Source organism: Saccharopolyspora indica (assembly GCF_027853965.1).
Taxonomy (GTDB): Bacteria; Actinomycetota; Actinomycetes; order Mycobacteriales; family Pseudonocardiaceae; genus Saccharopolyspora; species Saccharopolyspora indica.
In genome coordinates this window covers 198,755-218,528 of record NZ_JAQGLB010000004.1, presented here as the reverse complement: position 1 = coordinate 218,528, position 19,774 = coordinate 198,755, and the positions used below count along the sequence as shown (strand labels likewise).

The window sequence follows — 19,774 nt, the reverse complement described above, 5'->3', positions numbered from 1 at the left end:
TCTTGCACGCGGACATTCCCGTCCAGCGCCGGGGCACCGGCGCACGGCCATGGCTCCTCCTCAGCTCCCTGGCCATGCTGCAGTTCCTGATCGCGGTCGACGTCACGGTGGTCAACATCGCGCTGCCTTCGATCGGCGCTGAATTCGGCGTCGACGCACGCGGCTTGACCTGGGTGGTCGTCGGCTACGCCGTCACCGGTGGCGGTCTGCTCATGCTCGGCGGCCGGTTGAGCGATGTGCTCGGCCGGCGGCGGATGCTGCTGATCGGCACCTCGGTGTTCGGTGCGGCATCGCTGCTCGCCGGCCTGACGCAGACGTTCTCGCTGCTGGTGGTCGCGCGATTGCTGCAGGGCGCGGGCGAGGCGCTCGCCCTCCCGGCAGCGATGGCGATGATCGTGCTGACCTTCCCCGAGGGGCCGCGGCGCACTCGCGCGCTGAGCGTGTGGGCGGCGGTGGCGAGTTCCGGCCTGGTGCTGGGGTTCGTGCTCTCGGGCGTCATCACGGAGCTGTTCGGCTGGCGGTGGATCTTCCTGGTCGCCGTCCCCTTCACCGCCTACGTGGCCGGTGCGGCCCTGGTCCTCGTCCCGGCGGACCCGCCGGGGGAGCGCAAGGAACTGGACCTGCCCGGAGCCGCCCTGCTCACGGCTGCTCCGCTGCTCTTCGTGCTCGGAGTCGTCGAGGCGCCGATCGCCCTGGTCGGCGCGGTGCTCGCAGCCGGGCTGTTCGTCGTCGTGGAGCGCAGGGCGGCCAATCCGCTGGTCCCGATGGCGTTCTTCCGCAACCGCACGCGGGTGCTGGCCAACGTCGCGACCGCGCTGCTCAGCGCCGCGCTGTCCACGTCGTTCCTGCTGTTCACCTTCCAGCTCCAGCAGCGCGCGGGGCTGACACCGTTCGAAGCGGGCGTGGCTCTCCTGCCGCTGGCCGTGGCGCTGGTCGCGGCCGTGACGTTCGTGCCCCGCGTCGCCGGGCGCTGGGGCGCGCGCACCTGCGCCATCATCGGCATCGCCTCGACCGCCGCCGCGATGATCGCCATCGCGGCGGGTGCGCAGTTCGGTGCCGGTGCGGTCGAGACGATCCCGGCGATGGTGCTGATCGCCGCCGGGATGGGCTTCGGGCTGGTCGGGCTCCAGCAGGCGGCGGTCACCGGTGTCACCGATGACGACGCGGGAGTCGCGTCGGGCGTCCAGCGCGCCGCCGACCAGCTCGGCGGATCGTCGGGCGTCACGCTCTACATCGGGATCGGGTTCGCGCCCGCGCTGACCGGCGTCGATTCCTTCGCCGTCAGCTGCGCGCTGGCCCTGGTCGGGCTGGCCGCGGCCGCGCTGATCGCTCGGCGCATCGACTGAGGCAGGCCGGGCAGGCGGCCACCACCGCCTGCCCGGTCCGGCAACGCAACGAGGGCCCCCGGTCGCAGTGCCGGAGACCCCCGCGCTCGCAAGGTGAGATCAGCGGCGGCCGATCTCACCGCCGTCCTTGCGCCAGACCGCCACGACCGACGGACGCGGCTGCGAGTCGCCGCCGTCCGGCCAGTGCGAGGCCGGGTTGTCGGCGCTCGCGTCGTCCAGCTCGCCCGGGTGCTGCACGGACACGGTCACCAGGTCGTCCCGGACGACCGGACCGCAGGTCTCCGCACCGTTGGGCACCGTCAGGAACTGCTTGACGAAACCGCGCTCCGGGCCGTCCACCGGCACCGCGAACAGGCCGTCGTTGCTCTTCAGCGCGTTGCCGTCGGTGGAGATCCACAGGTTGCCGTGCCGGTCGAAGGCCACGTTGTCCGGGCACGAGATCGGGCTGACCTGCGACTTGTCGAAGCCGCCGAAGTAGGTGCCCGCGTCGTTGGGGTCGCCGCACACCAGCAGCAGCGTCCAGCGCAGCGAGGTGCCGGTGGCGTCGTCGTCGATCTCCAGCACGTGGCCGTGCTTGTTGCCGACCCGCGGGTTGGCCTCGTCCGGCGCGGCGTTGCCGGTCGAACCGCGGTTGGAGTTGTTGGTCAGCGCGCAGTAGATGCGGCCGTTGACCGGGTTCGGCTCGATGTCCTCGGGCCGGTCCATCTTCGTCGCGCCGACCTGGTCGGCGGCCAGGCGGGTGAAGATGTAGACCTCTTCGGCGGTGAAGCCGGGCACGAAGGACTTGTCGCCGCTGGCCAGCGGGATCCACTCGCCGGTGCCGTCGAAGGCTCCGTCGGAGGGCAGCTTGCCGGTGCCGTCGATCTCGCTCTGCGGGCTGTTGCCGGTGAACTTCGCGACGTACAGCGTGCCGTCGTCGAGCAGCGTCATGTTGTGCCGGCGGGCGTGGGCGCTCTTGCCCCGCTTCATCTTGCCGTTGGAGACGAACTTGTAGATGTAGTCGAAGCGCTCGTCGTCACCGGAGTAGGCGACCACCCGGCCGTCGTCGGCGACCTTGACCGCCGCGCCCTCGTGCTTGAAGCGGCCCAGCGCGGTGTGCTTGACGGGCGTGGAGTTCGGGTCGTGCGGGTCGATCTCGATGACCCAGCCGAAGCGGTTGGCCTCGTTCGGCTCCTGCGCGAGGTCCCAGCGCTTGTCGAAGCGCTCCCACTTGCGGTTGCTCGTGGCGCCCTTGAGGCCGTAGCGGGCGAACCGCTCCTTGGTCTTCGGGTCGGTGATCGAGTCGGCGTTGGCGAAGTACTGGTTGAAGTTCTCCTCGCCGGACAGGATCGTGCCCCAGGGCGTCATGCTGCCTGCGCAGTTGTTCTGCGTGCCGAGCACCTTGGTGCCGGTCGGGTCGGCGGAGGTCTTGAGGTGGTCGCTGCCCGCGGCCGGTCCGCGCATCTCGAACGGCGTGTTCAGGGTGATGCGGCGGTTGTAGTGGCTCGGCCGGACCTTGAGGCCGCCGTTGCGCTCCCGCTCGGTGTAGACGACCGACAGGCCGTGCGCCGCCCACGCGATGCGCACCTGCTCCTCGGTCGGGTTCTCCTCGTCGTAGCCGAGGAACATGTGCGTTTCGGTGGTGTACTCGTGGTTGACCACCAGCAGGTTCCGCTTGCCGCTGCCGTCCAGCGGGACCAGCTCGGCGAAGTCGTTGTTGTAGCCGAACTGCTGCTCCTGCGCAGCCGCGGTCTGGTTGTTGAAGTCGAACTCGGGCGCACCGGGCACCACCGGGTCGCCCCAGCGGATGACCACGCCCTGCTCGTAACCCTCCGCGGTGACCACGGCGTCTTCGGTGTTCGGGGCGACCGCGGTGAAGTCGGTGCCCGGAACGGCCCGGCCGCCGGGGCGGCGCACCGGCGCCGGAGCGGCCGCGGCCGCGGTGCCGGACAGAGCGGCCGCGCCGCCGACTGCCAGCGCGAAGGCACCGGTGGCCTTCAGCGCGCCGCGACGGCTGAGCACGCTCTCGACGATGTCGCCGAAGTAGGAGTTGTCCGAGGTGTTGGGGGCTTCGTGCGCGCAGGCGTTGCCGCAGCGGTACTTGCAGGTCACCGAGGAACGGTTCGCGGAGTGGTGGGGAAGCAGCGGAAGCGGGATGACCCGCCCGTTGTCCGGTCGGGGAGACAAGCGGACCTCCAAATGCACATCGGGAACACCCGGACATTAGGTCGATCAGGCGATGGTTCCCGTACGTCAAGGTGAACAGCGGCCGAACAGGCGACGCAGAGTTATCGAAACCCGCCGCTGATCTGCCAAAAAGACGAGCACAAGGTAGCGGCACGACTACATTGCGGAGTTACCGGCCCAGGTCGGCGCGGGCCGTGGAAGGCTCCGCGAATGACGATCAAGGATGCGCCGGGGCCAGTCCCGGACGGTTACTCGCGGATCGACCCGTGGGTCATCTCTCAGGACACCGCCGCGGAGATCGAGTTCTTGCGCCAGGTGTTCGGCGCCGAAGAACGCGGTTCCCGCGTGCTCAACGAAGACGGCACCGTGGCCCACGCGGAGGTGGAGGCCGCGGGCGCGGTGCTGATGATGTTCGACCAGCAGCCCGGCTGGCCGAGGCTGCCCGCACACCTGAGGATCTACGTCGATGACGCTCAGAAGACGGTCGAGCAGGCTCTCGCCTGCGGCGGGCGGCTGATCACGCAGCCGACAGAGCTGGCGTTCGGGCAGATCGCCGCGCGCGTCCGCGATCCCCAGGGTCATCTGTGGTGGATCTTCCAGGTCGTGGAGGAGGTCTCCGCCGAGGAGATGGGCAGGCGGTTCGCCGATCCGGGCTACCAGGAGGCCATGGCCTACGTGCAGTCGTCTCTCGCCGCGGAGCTGGAGAGCAGCGCTTCGCAGCAGAGTTGAACGTCCCGCCGTCCGCCGAGCCGCGCGCCGGCGGACGGCGGCCGGAAAACCGGTTTCGACCAGTGCTCTTCCGTTGCTAACTTCTGCGGCATGGCTTCTCCTGCCGCTTCCGCCTTCATTCGGCTGCGGTCCGCTTAGGCGGCGCAGCTACCGCATCTCGCGCCGCCGTCGCGTCCGGATCCCTGCTCCTGACGCGCGGTTCGTCGTGCCCTGAACAGCCACGCTGACCTGCGCTCGCGGGGGTCCGGTTCCCACCGGTCCGCGAAACGCAGGAGAAGCCGAACATGTCCTCCCGCCGCAGGTCGGCGCGCGATCGCGCGCGCCGCGAACTCGGCCAGAACTTCCTCGTCGACCGAGGTGTCGTCCGCCACCTGGTCGATCTGCTCGAACCAGCCCCGCTACCGGTCGTGGAACTCGGCGCCGGAAGCGGCGCGATCACCCGTGAGCTCCTCCACAGTGGACGCGAGGTGACCGCGGTGGAGCTGGATCCGCACTGGGCGTCCAGCCTCCGCGCCACGTTCCCCGAAGTGCGCGTGATCCGCTGCGACATGCTCGACTTCCGGTTCCCCGCCACCGGGCACGCGGTGATCGGCAACCTGCCGTTCGGCATCACGACGTCGATGACCCGCCGCCTGCTGACCGAGAGGACCTGGTCGGAAGCGGTGCTGCTGGTGCAGTGGGACGTCGCCCGGAAGCGCGCCGAGGGCGGCAGCCAGCTGAACGCCCAATGGGCGCCCTGGTACGAATTCCAGTCCTGCGGCCGGATTCCCGCCCGATCGTTCCGCCCGATGCCGACCGTTGACGGCGGAATCCTCAAGGTGCGCCGCAGATCCCGCCCGCTGGTACCGCTCGGCGAACAGCGCCGGTACCAGCGCTTCGTCGAAGCGGTGTTCACCGGCCGCGGCCGGGGCCTGACCGAGATCGTCCGCAACGTCACCGGATGCAGCCTGCGGAACCTGCCTGCGCTCCCGAGAGATCTCCCCGCCGAGGACTGGGCGCGCCTCTACGCCGAGATCACCTGACCGTTGAGGGCTTGGTGGCGATTTCGCGCGAAATCGCCACCTCACCCGCGTGCCCAACGCCGATCTCGCGCGAAATCGCGGCACCCCCGAGCGCTAGTGAACGTTGCGTTCTCAACTTCGGAGGCGTACGGTCAGCAGAGAACGGACCGTCTTCTACATGCTCGGAGGTCGTGGTGGAGTACGTCGTTCCGCTGCGCGGGGTCGGCCGCGGCGACCTGGTCTCGGCCGGTGGCAAGGGGGCGAACCTCGGCGAGCTCGTCAAGGCCGGGTTCGCCGTTCCCGACGGCTTCGTGATCACCACCGGGGCTTACGCCGAGGTCGCAGCGGGCCTGGCGGCCCCGGATGACGCGGCTGCGCTGCGAGCCGAGTTCGATGCGGCGGAAGTGCCGGACGAGCTGCGCGGAAAGATCGTTTCCGCGTACGCCGAGCTGGGTTCCGGGCCGGTCGCGGTGCGGTCGAGCGCCACCGCCGAGGACCTGCCCGGAGCCGCGTTCGCCGGGCAGCAGGACACCTACCTCAACGTCGTCGGCGAAGCCGCGCTGCTGGACGCGGTGCGGCGGTGCTGGGGTTCGCTGTGGACGGACCGCGCGATCGCCTACCGCGAGAAGCGCGGGATCTCGCCCGGCGAGGTGCGCATCGCCGTGGTGGTGCAGCGGATGGTCGACGCCGAGTTCGCCGGGGTCCTGTTCACCGCGAACCCGGTCACCGGCGATCGGCGGCAGCTGGTGGTCGACGCCAGCAGCGGCCTGGGTGAAGCCGTGGTGTCCGGCCTGGTCACGCCCGACCACTACGTCCTGAGCCCGGAGGGGCAGGTCGCCGAGTGGTCGCCGGGCCGCCGCGAAGTGGTGCTCCGCAGCGCCGCGGGCGGCGGGGTCGCCCAGCAGACCGGTGCCGCCGTCGAACGACTGCCCGGCCAGGTTCTCGCGGAGCTGGCCCGGACCGGCACCCGAGTGGCCGAGCACTTCGGCCGTCCGCAGGACATCGAGTGGGCCTACGCCGCGGGCCGGGTCCTGTTGTTGCAGGCCAGGCCGATGACGGCGCTGCCACCGCCGCCGCTGCGGCTGAACCGGCGCCAGCGCAAGCTCGGCTCGGTGCTGCTCGAGTACGTCCCGTACCGGCCGTACCCGATCGACATGTCGACATGGGTACCGCACGGTCCGGCCGGTCTGATGGCCGAGGTCACCGGCGCGTACGGGATCCGCGGCGCCTTCGACGGCTTCCTGCCGGAGGTCGATGGCGTGGTGGACCGGCTGGTTCCCCCGTCGCCGCGCCCGTCGCTCGGAGTCTTGAAAGCACCGTTCAAGCTGCTCGCCAAGGCACGGCGCTACGACCCGGCGCGCTGGACGGAGGACCCGCGGTTCATCCGGTTCCGGGCCGGTGTCCGCGAGCTCGCGGCGCGCGATCTGACGGCGATGCCGTGGTCGCAGCTGGTGCGCACGCCCAGGAAAGCTCTCGACCTGGTGGCGCCGGTCGCCGACCTGCGCATCGATTACCTCCCGGCCACCGGGCTGTCGCTGCTCCGGCTGCTCGTCGCGCTCAAGCTGATCGGGCGTGCGGAGCTGCTGGGCGAGCTGATCGCCGGTGCGCCGACCCGCACCTCCGACGCCAACCTCGCGCTGGAGGGCCTGGCCGCTCAGGTCCGGGCGAATCCGCGGTTGAAAGAAGCGGTCGACGGCCTCGATCCGGCGAAGCTGACCGACTTCCCGGAGTTCCAAGAGGAGTTCACCGCGTTCCTGGCCGAGTACGGCCACCGCGAGACCGAAACTCCGGTCCTGGTCACGCCGCCGACCTGGGGTGAATCACCGGGAACGGTGCTGGGGCTGGTCAAGGTGCTGGCCGCTGGAGATCCGAATCCCGTCCGGGCGGTGGCGCAGCTGCGCAGTCCCCGCATCCGGAGGTGGGTGCAGCGCGCCCGCGACGGTGTCGCGTTCCGCGAGGACAGCCACTTCTACTTCACGATGCCGCAACCGATCCTGCGGCGGTCACTGCTGGAGATCGGTCGCCGGCTGGTCGGAGCGGGAGTGCTCGACGAACCGGAGGGCGTCTTCCACCTGCGGTTGGAGGAGCTGGAGGCGCTCGACGAACCCGCTGCGGGTGCCCGGTTGCGCGAGCTGGTCGCGGCGCGATCGGCCCGCCGCGAGGAGCTGGCCGGCGTCCGGCTCATCGATCCGAGCCTGGTCTTCCCGCGCGAGGAGCACGGCGACGCGCTGGTGTCCGGGACCCCGGCGAGCAGCGGCCGGGCCACGGGCCCAGCCCGGATCATCCGGGAACCGGCCGAGTTCTCCCGGTTGAACAGCGGCGAAGTGCTGGTGTGCCGGTACACGAATCCATCGTGGACACCGCTGTTCCAGCGAGCCGCGGCCGTGGTGGTGGACTCCGGCGGCCCCGCCTCGCACGCCGCGATCGTGGCCCGCGAGTACGGCATCCCAGCGGTGATGGGCACGGCGGACGGCACGAGCACGATCACCGACGGCCAGACCATCACCGTCGACGGCGACACCGGGCGAGTCCTACCGGCGAATACCGAGGAACCAGCGCCATGAGTCCTGCTCAACTGCACCCCCAGGGGACCGTGATGCAACCCAGCCACAAGAAACCGCAAAACGCGAGAACAACACCAAACGCAACCACCACTGAAAATCGCGGAAAGGCGGAACAGACCAGCACCGACCACCGGAAGCTGCCCCGCCGCCGCGGCGACGAGCTCACCGCCGCGATCTTCGCGGCGACCCTGACCGAACTGGCGGAGACCGGTTACGCCGGCCTGACCATGGAGCGGGTCGCGGAACGCGCCAAGACCGGCAAGGCGTCGCTGTACCGGAGGTGGCCGAGCCGCATGGAACTGGTGCTGGCCGCGGTCTACAGCACCTGGCCGGAACCGTCCGAGGTGGTGGACACCGGAACCCTGCGCGGCGACCTGCTCGCGATGCTGCGCCGCAGCGCCGAGGTGCTGGCGGGGCCGGTGGGCGAGGCGATGCGCGGTCTGCTCGGAGATGTGCTGTCGGACCGGGACCGAACGGTGCAGCTCCGGCAGCTCTCCCAAGCACGCGGCAGGCGAACGATCGAGGAGATCGTCCGCCGCGCCGCCGAACGCGGCGAGGTGAACCCACCGATCCCAGCCCCCCGCCTGGAAGTCGGCCAAGCGATGATCCGCCAGCACTTCCTCTTCAACGGCACCCCGATCCCGGACGAAGTGATCGTCGAAATCGTCGACGACGTCCTGCTCCCCCTCCTCACGAGCTAGCGCACGGCCCGGTGAAGGGCACCTTTAGGCAAGTAAGTTGCTAAAAGGTGCCCTTCACCGGGGGTTCGGCGCGCCGAGCGGGTGCGGTGAGCGGTGTTCAGCTTTTCGCTTCGTTGTTGGGGCGGGTGGTGGTGTGGTGTTCGGCGGCTTGGCGGAGCTTGGTCGCGTTGCGGTGGTGGCGATCCAGCTGGGATCGGCCGACGGTCAGCATCAGCAGGAAGAAGAGGGTGCAGGCGCCGTAGAAGACGGATGTTCCCGCCTCGCCGTCGCTGATCGCCAGCACCGTGACGAGAGCGCCCAGCACGGCGGAGCAGAGGAATACGGTGGTCGTCAGCTTCTTCCAGCGGGGGATGGACTGAAGCTGCTCGGCCAGTCGCACGGCGAGGGCGTTCGTCTCCGGGTCCGGGCCCAGTGCGCCGTTGCGCACCAGCCGCCGCGCAGCGCGCACCCGCGCCGGGTCGGTGTCCGGTGGCAACGGCTTCATCCGTCGCTGGAGGCGCACCACGAACACCGCCATGGCAGCGGCCCACGCGCCTCCGCCGATGACGGCGACAGCGATGGCGGAAGGCCAGGACACCGTCTCGGAACGCTGAATCGCCGACAGAGCCAAAGTCGCGGCGACCAACAACCCGCCGATCGCGCAGCTCACCGCCGCGTGACGCTTGGGGTTGTTCTGCGCGTACAGCTGCACCCGTTCCAAGACATGACGGCTCACGACCAGATCCCCCTCCGCACCCCGGTTCTCGTCCCCACCGCGCACTGAAGACCGAGGTGAAGGGCACCTTTCGCCAACTTACTTGGTGAAAGGTGCCCTTCACCTCAGAGGTTCGCCGTGTCGAAGCGGTCGGAGCGGACGGCGGCGAGGAACGATCGCCACTGCCGCTGGTCCAGGGCTAACAGCCCACCGTCACGATCCTTCGTGTCCCGGACCCCGACCTCGTCGGCACCCAGGCCGACCTCGACGCAGTTGTTGTTCGGCCCGCTGTAGCTGGACTTACGCCAGCCCACTTCGACGCACTCGGTCTGAGTTCCGGAGAAGCTGGACTTACGCCAACCGGTGAACTCGAAAGTCATTGTCCCTCCACGTTATCTACGTAGTTTCTGATCAAGTTCGCAGACAGGGAAGTGCTGAGCGCCTTCGGCCGGAGGATATCCACGAGTTCGCAAAAACTCTTCGTGTCCGCCGTTTCATCGAGGAACTGGCTGGAGCGGCGATGCTCCAGATGCACGATCGGATCGGCCTTCTCGAACTCGTAGATGACATGCGAACCGTCTTGGCCTATGTGACCGCCGAGCGCGAAGGGCAGCACCTGAACCAGTACGTTCTCCCGCTCCATCGCAGACAAGATCTGCTTGAGCTGCGCGGCCATGACTTCAGGCCCACCCACCGGCCTGCGGAGCACGGCTTCATCGAGAAACACGAGCAAGTCAACGGGGTCAGGGCGCCTGAGAATCTCCTGGCGCCGCATACGCACGTCCACCAAGTTTTCGATGTTCTCGGGATCGACACCACCGGTCTCCAGAACCGCCCGTGCATACGCTCTCGTTTGGAGCAGCCCGGGCACTCGGTTCAACGAGACCATGCTGATCCGAGTCGCTTCGCGCTCGAACTCGAGCAGCGCTGCGAGTTGGCGCGGCACGCCCGGATCTCCGATCTCGGTCCAGTTCGGCTGGTCGGCGTCCTTGGCCATCTGGAGGAGTTCCTTGCGGCGCTTGCCGGTCACGTTGTAGATGGCGAGCATCGCGCCGAGGTCTTCCGCGCTCGGCACCCTGTCTCCGCGTTCGATGCGACTGATGGTCGAGCGGGAGAAGCTCAGCCGCTCTTCCAGTCCGCGGACCGTGAGTCCGGCTCCCTTGCGCAGTTCTCGCAGCTCCGCGCCAAGTCCGCGCGCCTTCGCGGTGTTCGCCATGCGTTCACTCTAGATGACCAAACGATCACACGAAGTGGTCATGCGGCTTGTCCCTGAGACAAAACCGGGCCAAGTTTGTCCCAGAGACAAAGGAGGGCGGGATGTACGGAGTGGCTGGGGTGGATTGGTTCTGGCGGCCTGTGGGGGTTGGGCGGCATGCGTTCGGGGTGGTCGCCAAGCGGGCTGAGCCGTACGACTCGGTGTCGTCGTACTGCGGGGTCGAGGTGGAGGCGTGGCGGGTGCAGCGGCTTCCGCCGGAGACCGAGTGGGTTCGCGAGGAGACCTGCATGGAGTGCTGGGCACTGATCAGCGCTCGGTGGTCCTGAGTCCCGTGAGCGTTTTGTGGGGCTATGGCACCCCAAAACGCTCACGGTCTTTGACCTGCACAAGGACGACTTTCAGCGGATAGGGGATGCGATGTTCTGGCTTCAGGTTTCGACGCTCGTGCTGGTCAACGTGTTGATCGCGAGCATGTTGTTCGTCCGGCCGCCTCGGGCCGCGCACGGCAGTGCCGGTGATGGGGCGCTCAGCGTGTGGCAGTTGATCGAGCAGGTCGAGGCCGAGCGACAACGGCAGGCCGCTTCGGCCGGGCGTCACCGCATCTCCGCCGAGACGCTCGCCCGTCTTCAGATCTGATCCGCCGCAAGCCTGGTCCGGCCGCTTCCCTCCCCGCGCCGGGCCACCTGGTGGCCGGGCGCTCCGCGCCCCCGACCCGGCGCCCGGCCACCGCTAACTCCGCTGTTCCGAAACGCTGACGACGCTCAGCTGCTAGCCCGTTCGCCCCGGGTGGCGACCACGGCGATCACCGCGAAGGCCAGGCAGAGCCAGGGGAACCAATCGCCCAGGTGGGCGTAAGGAGTGGGGCCGGGGCCGGTCGGGACTTCGGCGACCAGGGTCGTGAACGGTGCCGGGCCTCCGGTGGGGGCGTCCGCGATCACCCGGCCCCAGCCATCGGTGAGGAGCTGCGTCGTCGCTCGACCGCTCCAGGCGATCGGGACTCCGCTCTCCACCGCGCGGAGGAGCGCGGTTCGGCTGTGCTGCCAGCCGTTCTCGTGCTCGTCGGCGGCCGGGATCGCCAGGAGCTCCGCGCCCGCCGTCGCGTAGGCGCTGGTCGGGCTGCGGAAGTTGACGTCAGCGCAGATCTCCAGGCCGAGGCGCGCGCCGGTCGTCGGCGGGAAGACCTCGGCGTTCCCGAGCCGGCTGACCGTGTCGTGCTGCTTGAGGTACGGGACCGGGTCACCGCCGAGCGCCGGGAAGGTCAGCGCGTAGTTGTACTTCGCGTCGCCGTCCCGGTGGGCGAAACCGGCCACGACGTCCAGGCCGCGCTCGGTGGCGAGTCGGCTCATCGGCTCGACCAGCACCGCTGGGCGGGCTTCCGTCGAGCCGAACGCGGCTTCCGGCAGCACGACGGTGCGGACTCCCGGCGGCAGCGCTGCGATCTCGTCGACGTAGGCGGTCACCAGATCGCGCCCCTCCGCGGTGGCGAGATCCGTCGCCCAGCGAGCTTCGTTGTGCGCGACCAGCGCGACGCGCTGAGCCGGGCCGGGCTCGCCGGTCAGCCGCAGCGCGCCACCACCCAGGGCCAGTACCAGCACCGCCCCGACCACCACCAGCACGCGGATGCGCCCGGTCGCCAGCGCCGCCGCGATCGCCGACGGCACCAGGAGCACCAGGTAGTCGACGCCGAGCGATCCGGTCACCGCGGCGATCTGCAGGACCACCGGCACGTCCGCCTGCGTCGTCGCCAGCGTGCCGACGATCCCCAGCGGGCTGGCCAGCGAGATCAGGTGCAGCAACGCCACCCAGACCGCCGGACCGGTGAGCACCGCGAGCAGCGGACGCCCGCGTCGGACCAGCGTCCGGAACACCATCACGACCAGCAGGAACGCCAGCGCGAGGCTGATGCTCGCCACCAGCCCCCACGGCCACAGCGGCAAGTCGTGCGAGCGCGCCGACCAGCCCCAGAGGTTGGTCATCCCGAGCAGGTAGGCGGCGAAGGCGACGGTCGCCGCGACGCCGCCGGGCACCCGCGGCGCCACCAGCAGCACCGGCAGCGGGGCGAGCCAGGTCAGCGCGGGGACCGGGTCGAGCCCGGTGCCGAAGTAGAACAGCGCGGCCGAGCCGACCAGCGCCGCCAGCGCCTCACTCCTCTTCCAGCCCATGCAGAACCCTCCGCATCGTTCGCTTGCACAGCGCGCGGAACTCGGATTCGGGCAGTTCGTAGCGGCCGCCGAGGTACTGCTGCACCAGGCCCACGACCGGCATGGTCAGCGCGAGCGCGGTCTCCAGGACGTCATCGCGCCGGAGCACGCCGTCGCGCATGCCCTGCTCGACCGCCCGGTGCACCGGTGCGAATGCCGCTGAGCCGCCCTCCCGGAAGTCGCCGGGGAATCGCAGCGATCCCGCGCGCTGCTCGGTGATCAGGTATCGGTACAGGTTCGGCTTGCCCAGCGCGAAGTCCAGGAAGTCGTCGGCCAGGCCGTCCACCCGGGCGTGGAAGTCCAGCCCCTCGGACCGCTTGCCGTAGTGCTCGCCGAGCTCCGCGAAGGCCTGGTCGACCACCGAGCGCAGCAGCGCCTCCCGGTTCGGGTAGTGCCGGTAGGTGGCCATCGGCGTGACCCCCACCGCCGCGGCCACCCGCCGCATCGTCACCGCCTCGACGCCCTCGGCGAGCAGGATCTCCAGCGCCGCAGCGGCGATGCGCTCCGCAGTCCCAGCCATGTCTACAGCGTAGACACGGCAGGTCTACGCTGTACACGTGCATTCGGGGGAAGCTCCCGGCAGCCGGAAAAGGCCAGGTGCTTCTCCTGCGGAACCTCGGACCTCTACCCTGCGTCGTAGGTTTGCAGTGATCCGTGGCTGAGGGGTGGCGACGTGTACATCGAGGAGCAGGGGGCGGGCGACGGCGACATCAAGGTCACCGTCGAAGGCGAGGAGTACACCGCCGAGGCCAACTACGACCTCAACGGCGACGGGGTGGACGACACCGTCGCGGTCATGACCGAGGACGGCTACGTCGCCTACGTCGACGAGACCGGTGACGGTCAGGCCGACATCATGCAGACCATCAACGCCGACGGAGTCGTGGTCGACCAGGCCCGCTACGACGCCGGGACCGGCAAGTGGGCCGGTGAGGCGCCCCAGCAGCACCCCGGCGGCATGGATCCGCAGCAGGACCAGGGCCGCGCCATGGTCATCGACACCCCGCAGGGCGACATGCAGGTCGGCCCGGCCACCGAGGACACCAACTCCGACGGCATCGCCGACACCGCCGTGGTGGAGACCGAATCGGGCGGAACCATGCTGGTCACCGACGTGGACGGCGACGGGTCCGCCGACCAGGTGGTGGAGATCAGCCAGACCGGTGAGGTGACCATCTCGCACCACACCGGCGACGGGCAGTGGACCGTCGTGGAGCAGGGCCAGGTGACCGGCGACGGCCAGTACGCGCCGAGCCCGGCGGCCGGCGCCACCGACGACGCGACCTGGAACCTCGACCAGCCGAGCGCGGGCGGCGCAGGCGGCCCCGAGCACGCCGCGAACGGAGCGCAGGCCTCCGCGCCCTCCGGCGCCAAGGGCGCCCGGCCCGACTCGGACGACGTCTGGGGCTGACCCCTCGATCGCTTCGAAGAGCCCGTCCGGGAACCGCCCCGGGCGGGCTCTCGCGTTTCCGCGACGCCCCGCCGTCCGCCATCCGGGCGATGCCCCCGGTTCACCGGGCGTTCGCGCACGCGCCCGATTCGCCGGAAATCATCGTTTCCGGCGCGTCTCCGACAACGGAACCTCCGTTCGCGCCACCCGAAAGATCGCAACTGAATCGATTCCCTTATCGTTCTTGTGAGAGAACGAACAGGACTGATCTCCATCGCGCGCCGCTGTCCCGGCTAGCCTCGGTGCATCCCTTTTACAAATCGCCCGTCCTTCGGGAGGGGCGAAGCATTCCCACAAACGTCGACGGAGCCCGTCGGCGACAAGTCCGGGCTGTGGCGCCCAGTCAGGAGACACGACGCGATGACCGCACTGACCATCCCCGGTCTCGATCAGGCACCGACCAAACACGAGCGTCTGCTGTCGTGGGTGCGCGAGGTCGCCGAGCTGACCACGCCGGACCGCGTGGTGTGGTGCGACGGCTCGCCGGAGGAGTGGCAGCGGCTGACCGACCAGCTGGTCGAGGCCGGCACCTTCACCCGCCTGGAGAAGAAGCCGAACTCCTTCTACGCGGCGTCGGACCCGTCGGACGTGGCGCGCGTCGAGGAGCGGACCTACATCTGCTCGGTCGAGGAGAAGGACGCCGGGGTCACCAACAACTGGATGGACCCCAACCAGATGAAGGCCACCATGACCGAGCTCTACCGGGGATCCATGCGTGGTCGCACGATGTACGTCATCCCGTTCTGCATGGGCCCGCTGGACGCCGACCCGCCGAAGCTGGGCGTGGAGATCACCGACTCCGAGTACGTCGTGGTGTCGATGCACATCATGACCCGGATGGGCGCCAAGGTGCTGGAGCGCCTCGGTGACGACGCCGACTTCGTACCCGCGCTGCACTCGGTGGGCGCGCCGCTGGAGCCCGGCCAGCAGGACGTGCCGTGGCCGTGCAACGACATCAAGTACATCACCCACTTCCCCGAGGAGCGGATGATCTGGAGCTACGGCTCCGGTTACGGCGGCAACGCGCTGCTGGGCAAGAAGTGCTACTCGCTGCGGATCGCCTCGGCGATGGCCCGCGACGAGGGCTGGCTGGCCGAGCACATGCTGATCCTCAAGCTGATCTCGCCCGAGGACAAGGTCTACTACGTCGCGGCCGCGTTCCCATCGGCCTGCGGCAAGACCAACCTGGCGATGCTGCGCCCGACCATCCCGGGCTGGAAGGTCGAGACGCTCGGCGACGACATCGCCTGGATGCGCTTCGGCGAGGACGGCCGCCTGTACGCGGTGAACCCGGAGGCCGGCTTCTTCGGCGTCGCGCCGGGCACCAACCGCAAGACCAACCCGCACGCGATGACCGCCATCGAGCAGGGCAACTCGCTGTTCACCAACGTCGCGCTCACCGACGACGGCGACGTGTGGTGGGAGGACATGGAGGGCGAGCCCCAGCACCTCACGGACTGGAAGGGCAACGACTGGACGCCGGAGGGCGACGTCAAGGCGGCGCACCCGAACTCCCGCTACTGCACGCCGATGTCGCAGTGCCCGATCCTGGCGCCGGAGTGGGACGACCCGAAGGGCGTGCCGATCTCGGCGATCCTGTTCGGTGGTCGCCGCAAGACGACGATCCCGCTGGTCAACGAGGCCTTCGACTGGCAGCACGGCGTGTTCATGGGCGCCACGCTGTCCTCGGAGAAGACCGCCGCGGCCGCGGGCAAGGTCGGCGACGTGCGCCGCGACCCGATGGCCATGCTGCCGTTCATCGGCTACAACGTCGGCGACTACTTCCAGCACTGGGTGAACGTCGGCAAGGAGGCCGACGCGAGCAAGCTGCCGAAGATCTTCTACGTGAACTGGTTCCGCCGGGGCGACGACGGCCGCTTCCTGTGGCCGGGCTTCGGGGAGAACTCCCGCGTGCTGAAGTGGATCATCGACCGGCTGGAGGGCAAGGCCGCGGCCGCCGACACCGCGATCGGCCGGGTGCCCAACGCCGCCGAGCTGGAGCTGGGCGGGCTGGACACCCCGGCCTCCGACGTCGACGAGGCGCTGAAGGTCGACGTCGAGGAGTGGAAGGCGGAGCTGCCGCTCATCGAGGAGTGGTTCGACACCATCGGCGACGCGCTGCCGAGCTCGATGCGCGACGAGCTGGAAGCGCTCAAACAGCGTCTCGGTAACTGACCGAGCGACCCCCGGACGGGTGGTCTTGCCGGGGCAACGTGGGAAGCCCCGCGACCACCCGTCCGGCGCGGAAGCCCGCTGAAACGTGCGCAATCGTGCGGCGTTTCCCCAAAGAACGCGAAGTTCTTTCGGGGAAACGCCGCTTCTGCTTTCCGCCCAGGTGGATCTACCCAGCCCGGTGGAGTAGATCGGGGAATCGCAAACGATCAGCAACCCGGCGGACACTTGAAGCGTCCCAGTGATATCCGCCGAGAAAAAGGGCGCCGAACCGAGGGGGTGTGTCATGGTCCACCTGGCCATGCTGGCGTTGTCCCTGATCGCGGTCGCTGCGGTGTTCCTCGCGCTGCGCACCGAGGACGACGAGTCCGGCGAGAAGTCCGAAGCCGGCGAGATCGACCGAATTCGCCGGGACCAGGTCGCGATGGCGGAACGAGCACGTACGCCGTGACCTGAACGGTCTGCGCTTCGGTGCAGGCAGCGGCGCTGAGCCGCTTCAAGAGCACAAAGTCGAGGGCGGTGCGGGGAAGTTCCCGCACCGCCCTCGGCCTTCTCGGATCAGTCGACCGCGCGGTCGATCGCGTCGAGCCGGTCCAGCAGGGTGCTGTTGCCGGTCGTCGCGAACGCGCTCACCGCGGGATCCGGCAGCGGCATGCCGTCGCAGGTCATGTCCGCCGGGACCGTGCCGTCGATCAGGTAGGCGTCCACCGCGCCGTCCACGCACGCGTTGCCCGCGCCGTAGACGCCGTGGTCGCCCTCGTCGCGAACGGTGATCATCCGCGAGCCCTCGAACTCCCGGTGCGCGATCTCGGCGCCCTCCAGCGCCGTGGCCGGGTCGTTCTCCGACTGCAGCATCAGCACCGGCGGCAGGCCCTCGCCGGTCGGCTGCTCCAGGTCGACCTCCGGGCGGTCCCAGAACACGCACGGCTGGAAGATCGTGTAGTAGCCGTAGAACGGGTACCGCTCGCCCTCGACGCCGGAGCGCGCCACCACCGAGCCGGGGCTGCCGCGGAACGCGGTGTCGTTGCAGCGGATCGACCACAGCGTGGCGGCCATGCTGTCCTGCGGGTCGGCCAGCATCGGCATGTTCCGGTCGCGGGCCGCGGCCAGTACGGCGGTGGCCTGCTCGGAGGTGGTCCCGCCGCGCAGTTCCGCCAGGCCCCCGCCGACGTCCGGGAAGGCGTACTTCGAGTACATGCCCTGCAGCAGCAACGAGTCCAGCACGCCCTGGTCGATCGGCGGGCCGCCCGGGTTCGGCAGCGGGTTCGCCTTCAGCTCCGCGCGCAGTTCGTCCACGGTGGCCTGGACCTGCTCCGGCGTGGTGCCGAGGTGGTAGGTCGCGTCGTGCGCGGCCAGCCACGGCCGGAGGTCTTCGGTCCAGCGGCGCTGGAAGGCCATCGGCTGCCAGGAGAACACCTGCTGCCAGCTGCCGGTGAACTCGGTGTTGGAGTCCAGCACCACCTTGTCCACCGAGTCCGGGAAGTAGGTGGCCAGGTAGGCGCCGAGCCAGGTGCCGCCGGAGACGCCGTACCAGTTGATCTTGTCGTGCCCCTCGATCCGGCGCAGCAGGTCGAGATCGGCGACCGTCTGGTCGGTGGTGACGTAGCGGCCGAGCTCACCGCTGTGCTGCTGGCAGGACTCAGCGGCTTCGCGCCCCATCTCCAGCATCGCCTCGATGTTCGCCGGATCGCGGTCGTGGGGGTCGAGCTGCTGGACCGGCTCACCTGCCGGTCCACATGAGACGGTGCTGCTGGCGCCCGTGCCGCGCACGTCGATGCCGTAGATGTCGAAGTTGTTCGGCAGCGCGTCCGTGCCGTAGTTCAGCATCGCCAGCGGCATGGACAGGCCCGCGCCGCCCGGCCCGCCGGGATTGGTGAACAGCGCGCGACCGGCCGGACCGCTCTCGGGGGAGAGCCGGCTGACCGCGATGCTGATCTCCTTGCTGTTGTCCGGGTCGTGCCAGTTCATCGGCGTGGTGAACGTGCCGCATTCGAGCCGCTCGGAACCCGGCGGGAGTTCCGGCGGCAGCTCGCCTTCGAAGCAGGGCGCCCACTCGATGTCCTGCTCGGCGAACTTCGCCGGAACGTCGAACGTCGGCGCGGTCGGCTTCGCCATCGCGGGCTGGCCGGTCGCGAGCAACGCCCCCAGCACCGCGGTGACGCCTAACGCACGTGTCGTGCTTCGCATGCAGTCCCCTTCTGCAGTGACCTTCGGTGATTCGAAGATCACTCAATCAGGCGACCATGAAGGCGGGTACTACCGTTAAGCACCACTTCCCGTGACAAATGTCAGGTCGTAGTCCGGCAGCTCGATGTCGCTGGTGAGGCTCTCGCCCACCTTGAGCATCTGGTTCAGCAGGAACCTGTTGCCCAGCATCAGATTCCGCACCCGCGCGCCGAAACGGCCTGGCGCCAGGAACTTCCCGGCCCGGCCACCGCCGCCCTGGCACGCCTGCGCGTAAGGGCGGACCTTCGACTCGTAGCGCGCGAAGGCGGCTCGGTGCTCCCCGCTCGCTGCGACCAGCTCACCGGCCAGCACGTAGGCAGCGACGACCGCGGCCCCGGTGCCCATGCCGCCGAGCGTCGCACCGCAGGCCGCATCGCCGAGCAGCGCGACCCGGCCTCGCGACCAGGACTCGGCGTCCACCCGGTTGATCGAGTCGAAGAAGAGGTCGTCCGCGGACTCCAGCGCCGCCAGCAGCCGCGGCGCCTCCCAGCCCACGCCCGCGAAGGCCTGCCTGATCAGGGCGCGCTGCTGGCCGACGTCGTGGCGGTCGTAGTCGAGCCGCGGTGACTTGAAGATCGCGAACGCGCCCGCCCGCGCGGGGTCGCGGCGGTCGGCGCCGACGGAGATGAACCGGCCCGGCCGGTTGTGGCCCACCGACCCCGGCGGCAGGTCCCGGTAGCGGGGCAGGTCCCAGGTCGCGACGTAGTAGCCGAGATGGCTGACGAACCGCTCCTCCGGCCCGAAGGCGAGCCGCCGGATGCCGGAGTGCACGCCGTCCGCGCCGATCACGAGGTCGAACGAGCGCTGCGCCCCCGAGGCGAAGGTGGCCTCGACGCCGTCCGGCGCGTCGCGGAGGTCCACGACGCGGTCACCGAAGACGTACTCGGCGACGTCCGCGCTGTGCGCGTGCAGGACTCGCGCGAGGTCTCCTCGGAGCACTTCGAGGGCACCGCCGGCGAACTCCGCGGGCAGTTCGAGCAACGGGCGCTCGCGCTCGTCGACGAAGGCCATCGGGCTGCCTCCCGTCTGGACCTCCTGCAGATCCGCCAGGACTCCCATCCGCTCCAGCACGGTCAGGTGCAGGTCACCGCGGAAGTCCACGGCGGCCCCGCCGCTGCGCGGGGCCGGGGCGATCTCCACGACCGTCACCTCGAAGCCGCGGCGACCGAGCCAGCAGGCCAGGGCAGGTCCGGCGACGCTCGCGCCCGAGATCAGAACTCTTCCTCGCATGTGCACGCTTTCTGTGTCCGATGGAAACAGTTAATTTCTGCGTACGATAGACACAGTTACTCGGCGAGCACAAGGGAG

Annotated in this window: 18 protein-coding genes; 10 read left to right on the top strand and 8 right to left on the bottom strand. The window is 69.6% G+C overall.

Annotated elements, in window-relative coordinates; all coding sequences use genetic code 11:
* Window positions 1-74: 74 nt before the first annotated feature.
* Complete coding sequence (locus OU416_RS11610) at window positions 75-1,346, top strand: MFS transporter (protein ID WP_270926899.1); 1,272 nt, start codon at window positions 75-77, stop codon at window positions 1,344-1,346.
* A 99-nt stretch (window positions 1,347-1,445) separates the two neighbouring features.
* Here OU416_RS11610 and OU416_RS11605 read toward each other — a convergent pair whose 3' ends face one another.
* Window positions 1,446-3,437, bottom strand: coding sequence for a PhoX family protein (locus tag OU416_RS11605; protein ID WP_270926898.1), 1,992 nt, complete (start codon window positions 3,435-3,437; stop codon window positions 1,446-1,448).
* A gap of 285 nt (window positions 3,438-3,722) precedes the next feature.
* On the opposite strand from OU416_RS11605, the gene OU416_RS11600 reads away from it, so the two are divergent.
* From OU416_RS11600 to OU416_RS11585, 4 genes are all read left to right on the top strand, one after another.
* Window positions 3,723-4,241, top strand: a complete 519-nt coding sequence (locus OU416_RS11600) for a VOC family protein (RefSeq protein ID WP_270926897.1) — start codon at window positions 3,723-3,725, stop codon at window positions 4,239-4,241.
* Window positions 4,242-4,525: 284 nt separating this feature from the next.
* Complete coding sequence (gene erm / locus OU416_RS11595) at window positions 4,526-5,263, top strand: 23S ribosomal RNA methyltransferase Erm (protein WP_270926896.1); 738 nt, start codon at window positions 4,526-4,528, stop codon at window positions 5,261-5,263.
* 173 nt (window positions 5,264-5,436) lie between these two features.
* Window positions 5,437-7,806 (top strand): PEP/pyruvate-binding domain-containing protein, encoded by a 2,370-nt coding sequence (locus OU416_RS11590; protein ID WP_270926895.1) that lies wholly within the window; start codon window positions 5,437-5,439, stop codon window positions 7,804-7,806.
* Between the two features lie 32 nt (window positions 7,807-7,838).
* Window positions 7,839-8,507 (top strand): TetR/AcrR family transcriptional regulator, encoded by a 669-nt coding sequence (locus OU416_RS11585; protein ID WP_270926894.1) that lies wholly within the window; start codon window positions 7,839-7,841, stop codon window positions 8,505-8,507.
* A gap of 97 nt (window positions 8,508-8,604) precedes the next feature.
* Here OU416_RS11585 and OU416_RS11580 read toward each other — a convergent pair whose 3' ends face one another.
* The 3 genes from OU416_RS11580 to OU416_RS11570 all read right to left on the bottom strand — a co-directional run bounded on the left by OU416_RS11580 (window position 8,605) and on the right by OU416_RS11570 (window position 10,417).
* Window positions 8,605-9,198 carry a hypothetical protein gene (locus tag OU416_RS11580; RefSeq protein ID WP_270926893.1) on the bottom strand — a complete coding sequence of 198 codons (594 nt, stop codon included), beginning with the start codon at window positions 9,196-9,198 and terminating at the stop codon, window positions 8,605-8,607.
* A 128-nt stretch (window positions 9,199-9,326) separates the two neighbouring features.
* Window positions 9,327-9,581, bottom strand: coding sequence for a DUF397 domain-containing protein (locus OU416_RS11575; protein WP_270926892.1), 255 nt, complete (start codon window positions 9,579-9,581; stop codon window positions 9,327-9,329).
* Window positions 9,578-10,417: a helix-turn-helix domain-containing protein gene (locus tag OU416_RS11570; protein ID WP_270926891.1), complete on the bottom strand. Its 840-nt coding sequence runs from the start codon at window positions 10,415-10,417 to the stop codon at window positions 9,578-9,580. Before OU416_RS11570 ends, OU416_RS11575 begins: the two co-directional genes overlap by 4 nt.
* Window positions 10,418-10,584: 167 nt before the next feature.
* Here OU416_RS11570 and OU416_RS11565 point away from each other — a divergent pair, with 167 nt between their 5' ends.
* Together OU416_RS11565 and OU416_RS11560 are read left to right on the top strand one after the other, a co-directional pair.
* Window positions 10,585-10,743: a hypothetical protein gene (locus tag OU416_RS11565; protein WP_270926890.1), complete on the top strand. Its 159-nt coding sequence runs from the start codon at window positions 10,585-10,587 to the stop codon at window positions 10,741-10,743.
* Between the two features lie 91 nt (window positions 10,744-10,834).
* Window positions 10,835-11,053 (top strand): hypothetical protein, encoded by a 219-nt coding sequence (locus OU416_RS11560; RefSeq protein WP_270926889.1) that lies wholly within the window; start codon window positions 10,835-10,837, stop codon window positions 11,051-11,053.
* A 125-nt stretch (window positions 11,054-11,178) separates the two neighbouring features.
* Here OU416_RS11560 and OU416_RS11555 read toward each other — a convergent pair whose 3' ends face one another.
* Together OU416_RS11555 and OU416_RS11550 are read right to left on the bottom strand one after the other, a co-directional pair.
* On the bottom strand, window positions 11,179-12,579 hold the full coding sequence (locus tag OU416_RS11555) for a nitrilase-related carbon-nitrogen hydrolase (protein WP_270926888.1): 1,401 nt from the start codon (window positions 12,577-12,579) through the stop codon (window positions 11,179-11,181).
* Window positions 12,560-13,138 carry a TetR/AcrR family transcriptional regulator gene (locus tag OU416_RS11550; protein ID WP_270926887.1) on the bottom strand — a complete coding sequence of 193 codons (579 nt, stop codon included), beginning with the start codon at window positions 13,136-13,138 and terminating at the stop codon, window positions 12,560-12,562. The genes OU416_RS11555 and OU416_RS11550 overlap by 20 nt, the downstream gene beginning before the upstream one ends.
* A 153-nt stretch (window positions 13,139-13,291) precedes the next feature.
* Here OU416_RS11550 and OU416_RS11545 point away from each other — a divergent pair, with 153 nt between their 5' ends.
* The 3 genes from OU416_RS11545 (at window position 13,292) to OU416_RS11535 (ending at window position 16,691) form a co-directional block, all read left to right on the top strand.
* Window positions 13,292-14,029 (top strand): DUF6802 family protein, encoded by a 738-nt coding sequence (locus tag OU416_RS11545; RefSeq protein WP_270926886.1) that lies wholly within the window; start codon window positions 13,292-13,294, stop codon window positions 14,027-14,029.
* 399 nt (window positions 14,030-14,428) lie between these two features.
* Window positions 14,429-16,243, top strand: a complete 1,815-nt coding sequence (locus OU416_RS11540; protein ID WP_270926885.1) for a phosphoenolpyruvate carboxykinase (GTP) — start codon at window positions 14,429-14,431, stop codon at window positions 16,241-16,243.
* 283 nt (window positions 16,244-16,526) lie between these two features.
* Window positions 16,527-16,691 carry a hypothetical protein gene (locus OU416_RS11535; RefSeq protein WP_270926884.1) on the top strand — a complete coding sequence of 55 codons (165 nt, stop codon included), beginning with the start codon at window positions 16,527-16,529 and terminating at the stop codon, window positions 16,689-16,691.
* Window positions 16,692-16,798: 107 nt separating this feature from the next.
* On the opposite strand, the gene OU416_RS11530 is transcribed toward OU416_RS11535, so the two are convergent.
* Both OU416_RS11530 and OU416_RS11525 read right to left on the bottom strand, forming a co-directional pair.
* Window positions 16,799-18,427, bottom strand: coding sequence for an alpha/beta hydrolase (locus tag OU416_RS11530; protein ID WP_270926883.1), 1,629 nt, complete (start codon window positions 18,425-18,427; stop codon window positions 16,799-16,801).
* A gap of 75 nt (window positions 18,428-18,502) precedes the next feature.
* Window positions 18,503-19,696, bottom strand: coding sequence for an FAD-dependent monooxygenase (locus OU416_RS11525; protein WP_270926882.1), 1,194 nt, complete (start codon window positions 19,694-19,696; stop codon window positions 18,503-18,505).
* Window positions 19,697-19,774 lie beyond the last annotated feature (78 nt).

What these genes read in the sequence shown, in the direction of transcription:
- OU416_RS11535 (WP_270926884.1), top strand. Translation starts at nt 16,527, where the DNA reads ATGGTCCACCTGGCCATGCTGGCGTTGTCCCTGATCGCGGTCGCTGCG.
- OU416_RS11525 (WP_270926882.1), bottom strand. Translation starts at nt 19,696, where the DNA reads ATGCGAGGAAGAGTTCTGATCTCGGGCGCGAGCGTCGCCGGACCTGCC.
- OU416_RS11555 (WP_270926888.1), bottom strand. Translation starts at nt 12,579, where the DNA reads ATGGGCTGGAAGAGGAGTGAGGCGCTGGCGGCGCTGGTCGGCTCGGCC.
- OU416_RS11575 (WP_270926892.1), bottom strand. Translation starts at nt 9,581, where the DNA reads ATGACTTTCGAGTTCACCGGTTGGCGTAAGTCCAGCTTCTCCGGAACT.
- OU416_RS11540 (WP_270926885.1), top strand. Translation starts at nt 14,429, where the DNA reads ATGACCGCACTGACCATCCCCGGTCTCGATCAGGCACCGACCAAACAC.
- OU416_RS11600 (WP_270926897.1), top strand. Translation starts at nt 3,723, where the DNA reads ATGACGATCAAGGATGCGCCGGGGCCAGTCCCGGACGGTTACTCGCGG.
- OU416_RS11530 (WP_270926883.1), bottom strand. Translation starts at nt 18,427, where the DNA reads ATGCGAAGCACGACACGTGCGTTAGGCGTCACCGCGGTGCTGGGGGCG.
- OU416_RS11560 (WP_270926889.1), top strand. Translation starts at nt 10,835, where the DNA reads ATGTTCTGGCTTCAGGTTTCGACGCTCGTGCTGGTCAACGTGTTGATC.
- OU416_RS11610 (WP_270926899.1), top strand. Translation starts at nt 75, where the DNA reads ATGCTGCAGTTCCTGATCGCGGTCGACGTCACGGTGGTCAACATCGCG.
- erm (WP_270926896.1), top strand. Translation starts at nt 4,526, where the DNA reads ATGTCCTCCCGCCGCAGGTCGGCGCGCGATCGCGCGCGCCGCGAACTC.
- OU416_RS11550 (WP_270926887.1), bottom strand. Translation starts at nt 13,138, where the DNA reads ATGGCTGGGACTGCGGAGCGCATCGCCGCTGCGGCGCTGGAGATCCTG.
- OU416_RS11570 (WP_270926891.1), bottom strand. Translation starts at nt 10,417, where the DNA reads ATGGCGAACACCGCGAAGGCGCGCGGACTTGGCGCGGAGCTGCGAGAA.
- OU416_RS11585 (WP_270926894.1), top strand. Translation starts at nt 7,839, where the DNA reads ATGCAACCCAGCCACAAGAAACCGCAAAACGCGAGAACAACACCAAAC.